We start from the raw sequence: 15315 nt of genomic DNA on the forward strand, positions 1-15315 counted from the left end.
CGGATTAAAGCTCCCGATGCAACACATCCACAATGGCCGAAATATGGTCTTCCCGGTCATTCAGGGCCGGGATGTAGTGGTAGGTCTCGCCGCCGGCTTCCATGAAATACTCGCGGTTCTCCTCTTCCAGCTCTTCCAGTGTCTCCAGGCAGTCGGCACTGAACGCCGGTGAGAGTATGGCAATGTGCTTGATGCCATCCTTTGGAAGCTGCTTGAGCGTGTCATCGGTGTAGGGCTTGAGCCACTCTTCCCGACCGAAACGGGACTGGAAGGTAGTCATGCACTGCGACTCTTCCAGCCCCAGCTTTTCCCGCACCAGACGGGTGGTCTTGTGGCACAGGCAGTGATACGGATCTCCGTTGTCGAGATAGCGCTTGGGCGTGCCGTGGTAGGAGAACAGAAATTTCTCCGGCATGCCGTGCTCGTTGATATGGTCCTGCACGCTCTGGGCCAGGGCGCTGATGTACAGCGGATTGTCCACGTAGCCGCTGATGAAGCTGATCGAGGGGACCCAGCGCCAGGTTTTCAACTCATCGGCCAGGGCGTCGAAGGTGGAGGCTGTGGTGGGGGCGGCGTATTGGGGATACAGCGGCAGCACCACAATTCGCCGGATACCCAGCTCTTGAAATTCCCTCATTACCTTGGGTATGGATGGGTTGCCATAGCGCATGGCGAGTTTGACGGTCACCTCATCCCCAAGGGCTTTTTGCACGGCATCGCGCTGGCGCTGGCTGATCACCAGCAGTGGTGAGCCTTCATCGCTCCAGACCGAGGCGTAGGCTTCAGCGGACTTCTTCGGGCGCACTCGCAGGATGATGCCGTGGAGGATGATTTTCCACAGCAGGCGCGGGACTTCAATGACCCGTGGGTCGGACAGGAACTCCGCCAGGTAGTGACGCAGTGCCGGCGCAGTGGGGGCGTCGGGCGTGCCCAGGTTAGTGAGCAGCACCCCGGTTTTCTGCTGGGTGCGGCGGGTCTCATCCGAGGGGTTGTGAAAACGCTCTTCGACGCGGTCGTTGACCGCCCGGTATTGCTGGCTCATGAAGTCTCCTGTCTGTTGGCCTGACCGCAAACATAACGGGTTGCGGGGGATAATGCTACCGCCGGTTCTGGTTTGATCCAGCGGTCTCTGGCAAGCGTATTCTCGGGCAATGGATAAGAGGTTGTACCCGTGATGAATCGTTCTACTGCTAAACGCTCAATAGAAGCAGATATTCCCACTCCACAGCCTGGGCAGACCCTTGCCACCTTGTATTACGACGGTTTGTGCCCTTTGTGTCAGCGAGAGATGACTTTATTGAAACGTCTCAAGTCGGCGCAGCTGCGTTTGCTGGATATCCACAAGCAGTGGCAGCTCCCGGCGGAGCAGCGCGAGGCCATGTTGCGTCAACTGCATCTGCGCCTGCCCGATGGTCAGTGGCTGATGGGCGCCGATGCCAGCGTTGAGGCCTGGCGTTACACCCGCGTGGGGTGGCTACTCAAGCCGCTACGTTGGCCGGTGTTCGGCCCGGTGGTCGATCGGGTTTACCGGCGCTGGGCGAAACGGCGTTTCAAGAGGCTGTACGGCAGTGGCCGCTACCTGTGTACCTTGCCTGAGGAGGCGCAAAATGATCCCTGAAGCGAGTCGTTCGGAGCGTCGTGCGGTGGTGATGAGTTTTGCCGACTGTGCGCATTACCTGGTCGGTTATACCGAAACGCCGGTGGGTTGGGCGGATGAGATCGAGGTGGTGCGCGATGCCCGTGGGCGGGCGGAGAAGTTTCCCAGCCTGTATGCGGCCAAGCGGTGGTTGGCTCAGCACGGAGCCGATAAAGCCTGGTTGGTGATGCAGACACCCTACGATGAAATGGTGGGGCGGCCAACGCCGGAAGAGACGATGAGTGAGATTCCGTTGGTGTTGGTGGAGCAGGATCACCGCTAGCGCCTTGCGTCGGGTTACGGCCTTTGGCCTAACCCGACCTACTGAAAGTGTGGCGGTGAGCTATGTAGGTCGGGTTAGGCCAAAGGCCGTAACCCGACAATTCTTACCGTTCCTTCAGCCTGCCTACTTCGCCGGCTCAACCTTCAGAATTTCCCCATTGCGATCGTCGGTCAACAGGTACAGATTGCCATCCGGTCCTTGCTCAATGTCCCGCAGGCGCTTGCCGATGCTTTCATCGAACATCCGCTCCTCGTGGGTCACTTTCTCGCCATCAAGCTCGAGGCGCGATACCAGTTGGAACTTGAGGGCAGTAACCAGCAGGTTGCCCCGCCACTCGGGGAACTGATTGCCAGTGTAGAAAACCATCCCGGCGTTGGCGATGGACGGATCCCAGTAATGCACCGGCTGCTCCATGCCTTCTTTTTCGGTGCCTTCACCAATCTTGCCACCACCGTACTGTTCGCCGTAGGTGATGATCGGCCAGCCGTAATTGTTACCGGCCCGGGTCACGTTGATTTCATCACCGCCCTGGGGGCCGTGTTCGCCAGTCCAGAGCTCGCGGGTGTCCGGGTGCAGATCAGCGCCCTGGACGTTGCGGTGGCCGTAGGACCAGATTTCCGGCTGGGCGTCTTTATCGCCCACGAACGGGTTGTCATCGGGCACGCTGCCATCGGGGTGGATGCGGGCCACGGTGCCGATGTGGCTGTTCAGCTCCTGGGGATAGTTGTCTTCAAAATCCTGCTGGCGATCCCCCATGGTGATAAACAGGGTGCCGTCGTCGCGGAACACCAGGCGGGAGCCGAAGTGGCCATTGCTGCGCACTTTGGGTTGCTGGCTGAAAATGACCTCCACGCCCTGCAGTTCATCCTGGGCGTTGGGCATCAGCTTGCCACGGGCAACGGCGGTGCTGGTGCCGCCTTGGCCGGGTTCGGAGAAGCTGAAGTATACCCAACGGTTGTCGACAAAGTCGGGGTCAATCGCCACATCCAATAGGCCGCCTTGGCCGCGGCTGGCAATTTCGGGCAGGCCCTTGAGTGCGGGGCCCTTGGTGCCGTCGGCGCCGACAATCCGGAGGTCGCCGGAGCGCTCGGTGACCAGCATGTCACCGCCGGGCAGGAAGGCGATACCCCAGGGGTTACGCAGCCCGTCGGTGACCGTGGTGACCTTCAGCTTGGCTTTCTCGGTTTCGATGATGGTGGCGTGGTCGTCCGCCTGAGCGCCAGCGGCCATCAGGCCCAGTGCGGCGCAGGCCAGCACGGGCGATAGGCGGGTCAGTAGTGAAGCCATGGTCAGTCTCCTTAAATCAGTGAAAAAGGGTGTGACCTGATGATACGCAGCCCAAATGGGTTTGAATCAGTGGGCGAGGATGTCAGGCACTGTGAAGAATGGTGTGTACAGCCTAGCACAGGCAGTGTGAAGAAGGGTTAAGCGCGGGGCCGGAGGCCCGCGCGCTCAGAAGGATACGAGCTCAGCGCTTGAGGTCTGCCACGGCGAAGTAGGCCGGTTTGGGCTGCTTGTTCCGGTCGAACAGCAGTGGGTAGTTGGTACGACCGCCCACCGGGAAGTTGTTTTTCCATGACTCGCCATCGTGGGTGCCCCAGAGGGTAATCCGGTCGATCTTGTCCCGGTGCTTGAGGAACAGCTTGAACATTTCGACGTAGCGTTCGGTCAGTCGCTCCTGCATGTCCGCGGGCAGACCGTCGACGTAGGGGTTCAGCTCATCGGCATACTCGAAGTTGTCCGAAATGTTCGCCCCGGTGTGCTCCCAGGCGACCGGCAGCACGTCCACTTCCAGCTCGGTGCAGTGAATGCGCATGCCCTCGGCGGCGTAGGCCTCGATGCTGGCTTCGAATTCACTCAGGTCCGGGTAGTCCAGGCCCACGTGGCTCTGCAGGCCCACGCCGTGAATCGGCACGCCGCGCTTTTTGTAATCGCGCAACACGTTCACCAAAAACTCCCGCTTGCCCGGGTTATGCATATTGTAGTCGTTGTAGATCAGGTGCGCGTCCGGGTCCATTTCGTGGGCCAGGCGGAAGGCGCGCTCGACATAATCGGCGCCGCCCATGGTTTTGAACCAGGCGCTCTCTCTCCAGCCCTTGTCCTCATCGATCGCTTCGTTGACCACATCCCAGATCTTGATTTTGCCCTTGTAGCGCTCCACCAGGGTGCGAATGTGGGTGTCCATCCGCTTGATCAGTTCCTGACGGTCGATGGGGCGGCCGTTCGGGTAGACGAAGAAATCTTCGGGTACCTGGGAGTGCCACACCAGGGCGTGACCGACGATGTCCATATTGTGCTGCTGACCGAACTCCACAAAACGGTCCGCCAGTTCCCAGTCCCACTCGCCCTGGCGGGGCTGGACCAGCGCGGACTTCATGCAGTTCTCGGCGGTGATGGAGTTGAACTCCTTGGCAATCAGGGTTTTCAGGTACTGGTCGTCGTTGGCCAGAGTCTGATTGCTGATGGCGGTGCCCACCAGGAAGTCATCCCCGTAGAGATTTTTCAGTCCGGTGCGTTCGGCGGCACCATTGATGGCACAGGCCTTGAGGTTGGCCAGGGCCGCCAGGGAAGCGCTGCCCAGCAGGAATTTGCGTCGGGAGATGGGGTTCATAAGCATGACCTGTCATGTTTGGGCCCGGCCTGAACGGCGGGCGTCTATCTTATATTCAGGGTGACCATTAAAGCATGGATGACGGCGCTGGAAAAGTCTTTGGCGCCACAGTTGATCCGGAATCTGCCGCCGTTCGCGGCGCGGGGGTTGCATCTTCTCTACACTGGGTTATAAAGGCACATCGAGTTTATAAAAACCGTTTCTGGCACAGCAGCAAAGGGCCACTATGCTCACCTACTTCCCCGAAATCAAACCTTACGAGCGCCACCAGGTTCCGGTTGGCGATGGTCATCAGCTCTACGTGGATGAGTCCGGTAACCCCGATGGCATCCCGGTGCTGTTCGTTCATGGTGGGCCCGGTGCCGGCTGTGGGAAGTATGATCGTCGCTACTTTGACCCGGAGTGCTATCGCATCATCCTGTTTGATCAGCGTGGTGCCGGTCGCTCCACCCCCCACGCCAGCCTGGAGGGTAACAACACCCAGGCGCTGGTGGACGACATGGAGGAGATTCGCCGCTTCCTGGGCGTTGAGAAATGGGTCCTGTTCGGCGGCTCCTGGGGCTCGACGCTCAGCCTGGTGTATGCCGAAACCCACCCGGAGCGGGTCCTCGGGCTGATCCTCAGGGGCATTTTCCTGTGTCGGCCGAAGGATCTGGCGTGGTTCTATCAGGGCGGGGCCGCCCATGTATTTCCCGATTACTGGAAGGAGTTCCTGCAGCCGATTGCCGAAGCCGACCGGGGCGACCTGATTTCGGCCTACTACCGATTGCTCACCGGCGACAACGATCTGCTCAAGATGGGGGCGGCCAAGGCCTGGTCCATCTGGGAGGGTCGCTGTGCCACCTTGCGACCCAATCATGAGGTGGTGGAGTCCTTCTCCAAACCCCATCGCGCCCTGGCCCTGGCCTGTATCGAAGCGCACTACTTTGTGAATCAGGCCTTTCTGGAGCCGGATCAGATTGTGCGCAACGCCCATCGGTTGTCCGGTATCCCGGGGGTGATCATCCACGGCCGATACGACATGGTGTGTCCGCTGGACAATGCGTTCGAGCTACAGCAGGCCTGGCCCGACGCCGAGTTGCAGATCATCCGCGAGTCCGGGCATTCGGCGTCCGAACCCGGCACCGTCGATGCCCTGGTGCGGGCCACCGAAGATATGGTTCGTCGGTTGCGCCACGAAGAAGATAACCTGGCCTGAGGTCGCTTGGGATGTTGGGGCTGATTCAGCGTGTCAAACACGCCAGTGTTGAGGTGGAGGGGCAGACGGTAGGCCGAATTGATTCCGGGCTGCTGTTATTCCTGGGGGTCGAAAAAGAAGACGATGAGGCGAGCGCCGAGGCGTTGTTGAAAAAGGTTCTGGCTTATCGTGTGTTCCCGGATGCCGAGGGGAAAATGAACCTGAACTTGCAGCAGGCCGGCGGCGGGCTGCTGGTGGTCTCACAGTTCACGCTGGCGGCCGATACCCGCAAGGGCCTGCGCCCGAGTTTCTCGCGGGCCGGCTCGCCAGCGTTGGCGGAATCGCTATACGATCATTTTGTCAGTCGGGCCCGAGAGTTTCACGAGCCGGTCGCCACCGGAGTGTTTGCCGCCGATATGCAGGTCAGTCTGCAGAACGACGGACCCGTGACGTTCATGCTGTCTAGTTGACGGTGGCGGCGTCGAGGCTGAAGCGGGCGCACAGATCCTCGGGCCAGGGGCGTATCCAGGCATCGCTCTGTTGAAGCAGGGCCGGGTCACTGTGTTGCGGATTGCACAGATAGAGTAGGGTGCGCTGCTCGAGGTTAAGCTGTTCGAATACGGCGATGATCAGCGGGTGAGCCCGGAAAAATTCATCGAACGAGCCGTCGGCTCGTGCGCGCTTCAGGCCTTCCTCGACCCGTTCGGCCAGCAGGGTATGCTCTTTGTTGACGTAAAAGTACACCGGCCAGGGATAGGCCAATGCCAGGCTCGACTCAACGGTCAGGCCGCTGATGTCAAAACTCTCCGCTTCGCTCATCACCTCCTGTGCCCCGCGCGGAAAGAAATCAAAACGCCCCGCCCGCAGCATCCGGAACAGGGACTCGTATTTACTGGTTGTGGTGACGGGAATGCCATGCATTCGCAGCACCTGCACATCGAACCAGGTGTCCCCCTGTCCGGCCCGAAATGCGCGCAAGTCCTCCAGCTTTTCCACCTGGTTGAACCGGGGTTGATCATCGGCCCGGATAAACGCAATGCGGTACCCCATCAGACCTTTCAACAGGGGAAAGGGAATGGCCCGGAAGCGTTCGTTGCGCTCAGGCATGACCGTGGCGTCAATGATGTGAATGTTTTCCTGGCGGGACAGTTCCTGATACAGGCGTGCCTGGGGTTTGGCCTGTTGAGACAGGATGACCTCACAGGGACCATGATCCTGGGCGGTCTTATCCAGCGCCAGCTGTAGCAGTTGGCCGAAGTAGTTGTAATGGTCGTGGCGGACTTCCGCACGAAGCGGGAGCACCAGTTGATCCGTGGTCGTGCCGGGGCTCAGTTGGCAGGCGGCAGTGGCCGGGACACTGAACATGAAGAAGGGGAGACTCATTATGAGGACCGCCAGCGCCTGAAAAAACCACGGGCTTTGCGATGTGCCTGGGCCGCCCTGGTCAGAGGCGGAAGCCTCTTGATGTATCGGTAGAAAAGGCTGGCTCACAGTGAATGATGGCTCCACAACGAAATCGGTTTAATCAAGTGTAGGAATACTCGCATTGTCACACAAGCGTTTTGGCCAGGGCCGAATCCAGGCATCGGGCCGCTGAAGCAAAGCCGGATCCCGGTGGTGGGGGTGACACAGGTAGAGGGTGGTTCGCTCAAACAGGTTCAGCTCGGTAAACACTTCGCGAATCATGGGGTGGCCATTGAAAAACTGATCGAAGGAGCCATCGTCCATGGCTCGTCGCAAGCCGGTTTCCACCCGGTCCGCCAGCGCGACATTGTCTTTGTGAACGTAAAAATAAACCGGAGAGGGATAGGCCAGCAGTAAATCCGGTTCAATGATCAAACCTTCGGTATCAAAATTGGCCTGCTCATCGAGAATTTCCTGAGCGCCGCGGGGGAAAAAATCGAACCGCTCCGCTTGCAGCATCCGAAACAGGGATTCGTATTTCGGTGCGGTGACCACAGGGATGTCGTGGGCTTTCAGCAGCGTGGCATCAAACCAGCTTTCCCCCTGTCCGGCCCGAAATGTGCGCAGGTCATCCAGGGATTGGATGTCGGAGAAGGTTTCTTTATCTGATTCCCGGATAAAAAACAGTCGATAGCCCATCAATCCCTTCAGCAGCGGTACCGGTACCGCCCGAAAGCGTTCGCTGCGTTCCGGCGTTGCCGTGGCATCAATGATGTCGGCGCCGGTTTTACGTTCAAGGTCGAGGTAGCGGCGTACTTGCGGTTTGTAGCCTTTCGGAACGGTCACCCGGCAGGGGCCGTACTCGGTTTCGGTTTTGTCCAGGGCCAGTTGCAGCAAGTCCTCGTAGTAACTGCGATGGTCGTGCCTTGCTTCATGGCGCAGTGGTAACAGGACGCTCGGTACATCCTCGCCATCGCGCAGCGTACAGGCGGCTTCGCTGGCCAATGGAACGAGGCTGGCGGTCAGCCAAAGGGCAGGCAGAGACAACCAGCGGGACGCGCAAGCGCGGCCGGTTGCGCAAAAATCAGGCATGTCTCACTCTCGGTCACGACGTTGTGTTGACGGGGGCTATGGGTGCCCCTTCGTGTTGTCAGCTCTAATCAACAGTAGCCTATTGCCGGGAGAAAAGCCATAAGAAGTGGCGCAATAATCAACATTTATTTGCGCAGGATCAAGACCGCCAAACCGAGGGTCAACAAGGCCCAGCTCTCCGGGGGAATTTGCCCCCAGTCAATGCGCTCGGCCCAGGCGGTGAGGGGGCCGCCTAAATGGGGCCAGGCGGTAATGCCGGAGCCGATCAGTGCCAGGGTGGCAATCACGGTGCGCCGACGTCCGCGGCGCCGGTTCTGTTGCTGGCGCTGCAGTTCCTGGGTCTGGGCTTCCAGGTGGAGGGATACCTTGTTGAGGCTCTGCAGTTGTTGCAGGCCACCGAAAATCAGCTCCGGCACCTGAGGAAATTTCTCCATCCACTCCGGCGCGTAGCGCTGGAACTGTCCCCACAGTGCTTTGGGGTGGAAGCGATCTTTCAGCCAGCGCTCGAGGAAGGGGTGGGCGGTGACCCACAGGTCCAGATCCGGATAGAGCTGGCGGCCCAGCCCTTCAATATTGAGCAGGGTTTTCTGCAGCAACACCAGTTGCGGCTGGACTTCCATATCGAACCGACGCGCGGTGCGGAACAGGCTCATCAACAGGTGCCCGAACGAAATGTCTTTCAGCGGTTTTTCAAAAATCGGTTCGCACACGGTGCGCACCGCGGCTTCGAGTTCCTCGACCCGGGTGCCCTCAGGGACCCAGCCGCTTTGCACATGCAGCTCGGCGACCTGCCGGTAGTCGCGCCGGAACATGGCGAGCAGGTTGCGCGCCAGGTAGTACTGATCTTCCCGGGTCAGGGAGCCGACAATGGCCATATCCACGGCAATGTACTTGGGGTATTCCGGGTTTTCAGTGGCGACAAAAATGTTGCCCGGATGCATGTCCGCGTGGAAAAAATTGTGCTCGAATACCTGCTTGAAAAATATCTCCACACCGCGTTCGGCCAGCGCTTTCATGTCCGTGCCCTGGGTGTGAAGTTCATCAATATGGGTCACGGGAATGCCGTGAATGCGTTCCATCACCAGCACGTTATTGCGGGTGTAGTCCCAGTAGATTTCCGGAACATACAGGAGCGCAGAGCCATCGAAATTGCGCCGAAGCTGGGAGGCATTGGCCGCTTCGCGTTGCAGATCCAGCTCATCGAAAATGGTATTGCGGTAGTCGCGTACCACATCCACCGGGTGCAGGCGTTTGCCGTCGATGCTGTAACGCTCCACCAGTCGGGCGATCATCATCAGCAGACGCACGTCCTGCTCGATGATCCGCTCGATACCGGGGCGGACAATTTTAATGACCACACGTTGGCCATTGTGCAGGGTGGCGCCGTGCACCTGGGCCACCGACGCCGAAGCCAGCGGCTCCTGCTCGTAGCTGGCAAACACGGTATCGACGCTTTCCCCCAGGCCCCGCTCAACCAGAGCACGAAATTCGGACTTGTCGAACGGCGGCACCTTGTCCTGCAGTCGATTCAGATCGTCCATCATGTCCGGCGGAACCAGATCAGGACGGGTTGAGAGCAGCTGACCAAACTTGATGAAAATCGGGCCCAGGTCTTCCAGCGCCCGGCGCAGTCGTTCCCCCCGGGTCATCTTGCCGGCGGGCTTGAGTTTGCACGGCAGCAGGAACAGCCGCACGTACCAGGGCAACTGACCGGGCGGAATCAACAGATCCAGCCGGTAGCGCCAGATGACGAAACTGATGGTAAGCAGGCGACGGAGTACGACTAACACGCTTAGTCCTTAGTGGTTCGGTGCAAAAGAGTCTGCAAGTGTTGAATTCTCGCTTCGGTGCGCTCCAGCGCCAAGGCCAGCTCGTCCACTTCCCGATAGAAATTGTCCAGCTCGGCGCGACCGGTAACCAGCCCCGCCTCCTGGGTAATGAACTCGCCCAACAGTCGACGGGCCTGGCTGTCTCGCGCCTTTAGCCAACGGCCTCCCGAGCGCAGCAGTTCCGCACCCTGATGACCGAGTACATCGCCGAGCACTTCACTCAGGGCTTCTTCCCAGTCAATATCCAGTTGCCCGAGAATACGTTGCAGTGACTGAACCAGATGGGGGCTGCCTTCCAACTGCACACCGGAGCCCGCCAGACTGGTCTGTTCGCCGCGCGCCAGACCGATAAAGTTTTTCAGTGGGCCGGTCAGTCGCGTTTGAATATCGCCTTCCCAGTGACTGCTGAAACTCAGGCCCGCTTCTCCGGGAAGGACGTACACCGTCCACTCGGGTTGCGTAAAGTTCAGCGCCAGCACTTGCCCTTCGAGCTTGCTGAGTGCGAGCCGGCTGGCGGGGTCATAGCGCAGGGCGCGCTGGACAATGGTTTCGGCGGCCGTCAGGGCAGCGGTGGTCAGCGTGGCATCCATATCAGGGCTTGATGCCTTTGTGCAGGGCCACCACGCCACCGGTCATGTTGTGGTACTCGGTGTTCACAAAGCCGGCGGCATCCATCATGCCCTTCAGGGTTTCCTGGTCGGGATGCATGCGGATGGACTCGGCCAGGTAGCGATAGCTGTCGGCATCGTTGGCGACCACTTTGCCCATAAAGGGCAGCAGTTTGAACGAATAGGTGTCGTAGGCTTTTTCCAGCAGCGGGTTCTGCGGTTTGGAGAACTCCAGTACCAATAGCCGCCCACCGGGTTTGAGCACCCGCAACATGGAGCGCAGTGCCAGGTCCTTGTCGGTGACATTGCGCAGACCAAAGGCGATGGTGATGCAGTCGAAGGTGTTGTCCGGGAAGGGCAGGTACTGGGCGTCGGCCTGGGCGTATTGCAGGTTGCCTGCGATGCCCCGGTCGGTCAGCCGGTCGCGACCCACGTTGAGCATGGATTCGTTGATGTCGGCGAGCACCACCAGGCCGTCCGGCCCGACTTTTTTGGCAAAGGCGTAGCTCAGGTCTCCGGTACCGCCGGCAATGTCGAGGATGGTCTGTCCGGGACGGACCGCTGCCAGTTCGATGGTAAACCGCTTCCACAACCGGTGGACGCCGCCGGACATGAGGTCGTTCATCAGGTCATAACGGGCCGCGACGGAGTGAAACACGTTCGCCACACGGCTGGCCTTTTCCTCAACGGCCACCTGCTCGTAGCCAAAATCGGTGGTTCTCTTCTCGCTCATGGGGTCATCCATCATCGGAATTCACAGGGCCAACATTGTACACGTTACGCGGGCTTGTCGTACGTCAAAGCCCTGGTGACGGCTGGTGCGCATCGGCTCCGAAGCGGGGTGACACGTCAGGTGGCGTAGGGCAGATAAGGGCAAAGCCCGCATCCGCCGTTGCCATCGGGCCGGGACGTTGTATTGGAGCGCCCGTTGTGTGCAGTACCGTCTGTTACGGCGGGTGCGCCTTCGGCTTACCCGCCCTACGGCCCGGCGCAGCGGCATAAACCTCCGTAGGGCGGGTAAGCGAAGCGCACCCGCCGTAACCATCAAGTCAAATATGGCAATCATTGCCGAGCGACTACTGCCGCGGCTGCAACAACAAAACCTCGTCGTCCTGATCCACCTCAAACCGAAACTGGCTCAACACATTCATGCCCAGCAGCCCGTCCACATTATCGGGCGTATTGAAATCCAGGACCGCCACCGGCACATCCCTCAATCGATGATCACCAATCTGGACACTGTCCACCCGATACACCATCCCCCGGGTGGTGCCGCTGGCGGTATTGAACATCTGCGGCCCTAACTCGGTAAAACGTACTGACGCGCTGATTCGATCAAAACTGCGCTGAGTTAATGTCGTCAGACTGGCCCCGGTATCAATTACCAAGCGTACCTCTTCCCGGCTATCCAGCCCGAGCGGTAGCAGGTAATGGCTGCCGATGGTGTCCAGCTCAATGCTGCCCACCGGTGGGGGCGGGCGCCGCTCGGCCACCGGGGGCGGTGTGGTGTGGTTGAGCAGGGCCGTGGCGCGGGCGCCCAGGGTGGAGTGGGACGTCAGTGCTTCCAGCAGGCTCCGGCCATAGGTGGTGTCGCCGTGGTGCAGGTGCAGCTCGCCCAGACGCAGGTGCTGTTCGGCACCGCCCAGGTCCAGTTGTTCCAGCGTCTCGTAAAAGCCCAGTAGGCTCTGCCAACGCTGCTCGCCCGCCAGTTGATCGTCCACCTGTTGAACAAATTGTTCAAACGCCTGACTCACGCGGCTGCGTTGTCCGGGCTGGGTGGCGCTATAGGCGAAGGTGAGCTGAAAGGTGCGTGCCGCTTCGGCCCAGTAGTCGGATTGCAGCTGGTGGCGGGCGAGCAGAAGCAATACCTCAATATCATCGTAATGCACGGATAAAAAGGCGTCGGCCAGCGCGGTCAGCGCGTAGTCATCGCCCGCGCGCAGATAGCCCTCCAGATACTCCAGCACCAGCTCCCGCAGCCGACCCGCCAGGGCCGAATCCTGTCGCTCCGCCTCCTGATAGAGCCCCATGGCGGCATTGAATGCCTGCTGGTCCAGAAGTGTGCGCATTTCCTCACCCCAGGTGACGGGCTGGAGAGGCGCCTCGTCGGCGGGGACCGGGTCGTCCGTGCTTGTCGCCGCCTCAAGCGTATTGAGGGAGGGCGGTTTAACGGAGGGGGCTCGCGCCGCCAGTGATGAGTCGGGTCCGCTGAGAGAGGCGTCCGGTGGCGGTTTACCCGCCGGTTCCGTGCGGGCGGCCGGTTCGAGCGGAACGGGTGCCAGCGCCCCACGCAGCCACCAACCACCGGCCAGCCCTGTGGCCAGAAGCAGACTTGCCATCAGCAGCGGTCGAAATGGAGGCTGAGTGCTCATAAGGATACCGGGGTCGGGTGAAGGTTAAGGGTAACCAAATTTGTGACCGGCTTCTATTGCTCTTTATTTAATAATGAGTATGATTCGCATTATTGATAAAGAGCAATGGAGGCACAATGGAAACGTGGGCGAATCGACCATCCGAGATCAGGGTGCTGTGGGTAGGGCAAGCCTCGACCTTACAGGCGCGGGTACATGCGACCTTGCGCGCGCGGGGCTGGTCGCTGGTGGTCTGTCGGGCCGGTCGTGAGGCGCTGGACTGCGTGCTCAACACCGAGGCCGACCTGCTGTTGCTCGACGTTGATGTCTCGGCGCTCGACCCCTGGGAGCTCCTGGCCGAGTTGCGTCAGTGGCAGGCGACGCCCGTCATTGCTCTGGCCGATGAGCCCGCGCTGTGTATCGATGCCTTTCGGCGCGGCGCCGATGACTTTGTCGCCAAGTCGGCGGATCTGTTGGAGTTGCAGTTGCGGGCCGAGGCACTGTTGCGCCGGAAGCGCCCACCGATGCCGGCCGACCCGGGCCGGGAGAGACTGGTGGTGGGGCCTTTGTCCCTCAGTCGCGAGGATGCGTCGGTTCGCTACGATGACCGCCCCCTGCGGGTGACCGCCATCCAGTTCAAACTCCTGTGGTGCCTGGCGGAGCACCACAACACCCTGTTGAAGAAATCCGAACTGCACCGCTGGGTGCTCAATAAATCCTATTGCCGGGACGACCGCAGCATCGATATGCACCTGAGCCGCGTCCGTCGCAAACTGATCGCAGCGGGTATGCCGCCCGATGCGGTGCAGACGGTGCGCGGTCAGGGTTACCGGCTGTCGCTATTGTCCAGCCGCGTGTCAGTGGGTCTTGATCGGGCGGTGCAAGGATGAGCCGGGGCGAGGCGGCGCTCGACGCACCGGCCCTGCCCACCTTCCTGCGCTATGTGGGCGCCTCCACTCTGGGCTTGCTGGCCCTGACCAGCGCGGCGGTGGTGGACGGACTGATGGTGGGCAAGTGGCTGGGCGCCGATGCGCTGGCGGCGGTCAATCTGCTGATTCCGCTCTGGATTCTGCTGTTTGGCAGCGTACTGATGCTCGCCATCGGTGCCAGCGTGGTGGCAGGTCACTATCTGGGCGCCGGTCGACGGGACGCGGCCAGCCGGGTGTTCTCGGCCTGTGTGTGTCTGGCGCTGGTGTTTGGGGTTGCCGTGACGCTGCTCGGCCTGACGTTTGGCGACTATCTGTTGCACTGGCTGGCCGTGCCGGAGCGGCTGCAGCCGCTGGTGAAAACCTATTTCCAACTGGTGCTGCTCGGCCAGGCGCCCCAGAGTGTGGCAGTGGTGCTCTACTATTTTCTTCGGGTGGCGGGCGAGCCTCGGCGCGCCAGCCGGGCCCTGGTGCTCGGCGCATTGGTGAACATCCTGCTGGATGTGCTCGGGCTGGCGGTACTGGGCTGGGACTTGCGCGCCGCCGCCGGCGCCACGGTGGCGGCCCAACTGACCCAATGCCTGGTGTTGTTACACCTGCTGCACAGCGGCCGAACGTCGCTGCGCCTGCGGCCGGCGTGGCTCTCCTGGAGGCGCTTGATCGCCTTCTGTGGTAACGGCTTTTCCGAGTTTCTGAACGAAGTGTCGGCGGGGGTGGTGCTGTTCGTGTTGCACTGGCTGCTGGCTCTGACCGGTGGTGTCGCGGCCGTGTCCGGCTTTGCCCTGATTCACTACGCCCTGTTGCTCAACGTCATGCTCGCCTGCGCGGTGGCCGAAGTGGTGCATGTGCTGGCCAGCCAGAATCTGGGGGCCGGGCAGCCGGTCCGGGCCCGGCGCTTCCGGGACTATGGTCTGGGATTGGCGGCCACCCAGGGGCTGCTGTTGTGGACGTTGGTCTTCCTGGGAGGGCCGGCCTTGAGCGACTGGTTCTTCGAGGGTTCTGCAGCGGACTATGCTGCCCGCTTCTGGCCGGTGATCGCCCCGGTGTTTCTGTTGACCGGGCTCAACCTGGTGTTGTCCGCCTGGTTCACCGGTTGCCGGCAGCCGCGCCGCTCGGCGCTGCTCGCGCTGGCGCGCAGCCTGGTCCTTCCTCTGGTGTTTCTGGCGTTGCTCTTCCCCTGGCGCGACCAGGTGTCATTCCTGTGGGCTCTGCCGCTGGCAGAGCTGCTGACCCTGGGGTTGGCGCTGGGAATGTTGACGGACAAAACCACGTTTCGGCGCCTTCTTCCACTGAGGGAATGATTGAACTGCCAGGAAACGTAACAACTGTAAAACCAAATGACATTGAGAACTGTTCTCATATAATTGGCCGTAACTCCTCCCTCATCGGATTGGCAAC

At 60.7% G+C, this 15315-nt stretch carries 15 protein-coding genes; 6 read left to right on the forward strand and 9 right to left on the reverse strand.

The window, feature by feature from the left end:
* Positions 1-4: 4 nt before the first annotated feature.
* The gene (gene hemH / locus N645_RS0113955; protein ID WP_024462129.1) at positions 5-1042 is read right to left on the reverse strand and encodes a ferrochelatase; all 1038 of its coding nucleotides are present in this window, start codon (positions 1040-1042) and stop codon (positions 5-7) included.
* 132 nt (positions 1043-1174) lie between these two features.
* Here hemH and N645_RS0113960 point away from each other — a divergent pair, with 132 nt between their 5' ends.
* Both N645_RS0113960 and N645_RS0113965 read left to right on the forward strand, forming a co-directional pair.
* Entirely contained in the window at positions 1175-1618 is a 444-nt protein-coding gene (locus tag N645_RS0113960) for a thiol-disulfide oxidoreductase DCC family protein (RefSeq protein ID WP_081666169.1), read from the forward strand.
* Complete coding sequence (locus N645_RS0113965; protein WP_024462131.1) at positions 1608-1919, forward strand: DUF6482 family protein; 312 nt, start codon at positions 1608-1610, stop codon at positions 1917-1919. The genes N645_RS0113960 and N645_RS0113965 overlap by 11 nt, the downstream gene beginning before the upstream one ends.
* 123 nt (positions 1920-2042) lie before the next feature.
* Here N645_RS0113965 and N645_RS0113970 read toward each other — a convergent pair whose 3' ends face one another.
* Both N645_RS0113970 and N645_RS0113975 read right to left on the reverse strand, forming a co-directional pair.
* Complete coding sequence (locus N645_RS0113970; protein ID WP_024462132.1) at positions 2043-3206, reverse strand: PQQ-dependent sugar dehydrogenase; 1164 nt, start codon at positions 3204-3206, stop codon at positions 2043-2045.
* Positions 3207-3387: 181 nt separating this feature from the next.
* Positions 3388-4530, reverse strand: coding sequence for an endo-1,4-beta-xylanase (locus N645_RS0113975; protein WP_024462133.1), 1143 nt, complete (start codon positions 4528-4530; stop codon positions 3388-3390).
* A 226-nt stretch (positions 4531-4756) separates the two neighbouring features.
* Between N645_RS0113975 and pip the strand changes: the two genes are divergently transcribed.
* Positions 4757-5728 (forward strand): prolyl aminopeptidase, encoded by a 972-nt coding sequence (pip, locus tag N645_RS0113980; protein WP_024462134.1) that lies wholly within the window; start codon positions 4757-4759, stop codon positions 5726-5728.
* A gap of 11 nt (positions 5729-5739) precedes the next feature.
* Positions 5740-6177, forward strand: a complete 438-nt coding sequence (gene dtd, locus N645_RS0113985; RefSeq protein WP_024462135.1) for a D-aminoacyl-tRNA deacylase — start codon at positions 5740-5742, stop codon at positions 6175-6177.
* On the opposite strand, the gene N645_RS17175 is transcribed toward dtd, so the two are convergent.
* The 6 genes from N645_RS17175 to N645_RS0114015 form a co-directional block, all read right to left on the reverse strand.
* On the reverse strand, positions 6170-7090 hold the full coding sequence (locus N645_RS17175) for a hypothetical protein (RefSeq protein WP_152521721.1): 921 nt from the start codon (positions 7088-7090) through the stop codon (positions 6170-6172). The two genes, dtd and N645_RS17175, sit on opposite strands and share 8 nt — an antisense overlap.
* A gap of 138 nt (positions 7091-7228) precedes the next feature.
* Complete coding sequence (locus N645_RS17180; protein WP_024462137.1) at positions 7229-8203, reverse strand: ABC transporter substrate-binding protein; 975 nt, start codon at positions 8201-8203, stop codon at positions 7229-7231.
* A 125-nt stretch (positions 8204-8328) separates the two neighbouring features.
* Positions 8329-9993, reverse strand: coding sequence for a ubiquinone biosynthesis regulatory protein kinase UbiB (ubiB, locus tag N645_RS0114000; RefSeq protein WP_024462138.1), 1665 nt, complete (start codon positions 9991-9993; stop codon positions 8329-8331).
* A gap of 2 nt (positions 9994-9995) precedes the next feature.
* Positions 9996-10622, reverse strand: coding sequence for an SCP2 domain-containing protein (locus N645_RS0114005; protein WP_024462139.1), 627 nt, complete (start codon positions 10620-10622; stop codon positions 9996-9998).
* Position 10623: 1 nt separating this feature from the next.
* Positions 10624-11373, reverse strand: coding sequence for a bifunctional demethylmenaquinone methyltransferase/2-methoxy-6-polyprenyl-1,4-benzoquinol methylase UbiE (gene ubiE / locus N645_RS0114010; protein WP_024462140.1), 750 nt, complete (start codon positions 11371-11373; stop codon positions 10624-10626).
* A 343-nt stretch (positions 11374-11716) separates the two neighbouring features.
* Complete coding sequence (locus tag N645_RS0114015; protein WP_024462141.1) at positions 11717-13012, reverse strand: retropepsin-like aspartic protease; 1296 nt, start codon at positions 13010-13012, stop codon at positions 11717-11719.
* Between the two features lie 116 nt (positions 13013-13128).
* Between N645_RS0114015 and N645_RS0114020 the strand changes: the two genes are divergently transcribed.
* Positions 13129-13881: a response regulator transcription factor gene (locus N645_RS0114020; RefSeq protein WP_024462142.1), complete on the forward strand. Its 753-nt coding sequence runs from the start codon at positions 13129-13131 to the stop codon at positions 13879-13881.
* Positions 13878-15218: an MATE family efflux transporter gene (locus N645_RS0114025; RefSeq protein WP_024462143.1), complete on the forward strand. Its 1341-nt coding sequence runs from the start codon at positions 13878-13880 to the stop codon at positions 15216-15218. Before N645_RS0114020 ends, N645_RS0114025 begins: the two co-directional genes overlap by 4 nt.
* The last annotated feature ends 97 nt before the right edge of the window (positions 15219-15315 follow it).

It is taken from the genome of Marinimicrobium sp. LS-A18 (genome assembly GCF_000463525.1).
Lineage (GTDB): Bacteria > Pseudomonadota > Gammaproteobacteria > Pseudomonadales > Cellvibrionaceae > Marinimicrobium > Marinimicrobium koreense.

Excerpts from the sequence above, each read along its gene's own strand:
- hemH (WP_024462129.1), bottom strand. The coding sequence starts at position 1,042 with ATGAGCCAGCAATACCGGGCGGTCAACGACCGCGTCGAAGAGCGTTTT.
- N645_RS0113960 (WP_081666169.1), top strand. The coding sequence starts at position 1,175 with ATGAATCGTTCTACTGCTAAACGCTCAATAGAAGCAGATATTCCCACT.
- N645_RS0113965 (WP_024462131.1), top strand. The coding sequence starts at position 1,608 with ATGATCCCTGAAGCGAGTCGTTCGGAGCGTCGTGCGGTGGTGATGAGT.
- N645_RS0113970 (WP_024462132.1), bottom strand. The coding sequence starts at position 3,206 with ATGGCTTCACTACTGACCCGCCTATCGCCCGTGCTGGCCTGCGCCGCA.
- N645_RS0113975 (WP_024462133.1), bottom strand. The coding sequence starts at position 4,530 with ATGAACCCCATCTCCCGACGCAAATTCCTGCTGGGCAGCGCTTCCCTG.
- pip (WP_024462134.1), top strand. The coding sequence starts at position 4,757 with ATGCTCACCTACTTCCCCGAAATCAAACCTTACGAGCGCCACCAGGTT.
- dtd (WP_024462135.1), top strand. The coding sequence starts at position 5,740 with ATGTTGGGGCTGATTCAGCGTGTCAAACACGCCAGTGTTGAGGTGGAG.
- N645_RS17175 (WP_152521721.1), bottom strand. The coding sequence starts at position 7,090 with ATGAGTCTCCCCTTCTTCATGTTCAGTGTCCCGGCCACTGCCGCCTGC.
- N645_RS17180 (WP_024462137.1), bottom strand. The coding sequence starts at position 8,203 with ATGCCTGATTTTTGCGCAACCGGCCGCGCTTGCGCGTCCCGCTGGTTG.
- N645_RS0114005 (WP_024462139.1), bottom strand. The coding sequence starts at position 10,622 with ATGGATGCCACGCTGACCACCGCTGCCCTGACGGCCGCCGAAACCATT.
- ubiE (WP_024462140.1), bottom strand. The coding sequence starts at position 11,373 with ATGAGCGAGAAGAGAACCACCGATTTTGGCTACGAGCAGGTGGCCGTT.
- N645_RS0114015 (WP_024462141.1), bottom strand. The coding sequence starts at position 13,012 with ATGAGCACTCAGCCTCCATTTCGACCGCTGCTGATGGCAAGTCTGCTT.
- N645_RS0114020 (WP_024462142.1), top strand. The coding sequence starts at position 13,129 with ATGGAAACGTGGGCGAATCGACCATCCGAGATCAGGGTGCTGTGGGTA.
- N645_RS0114025 (WP_024462143.1), top strand. The coding sequence starts at position 13,878 with ATGAGCCGGGGCGAGGCGGCGCTCGACGCACCGGCCCTGCCCACCTTC.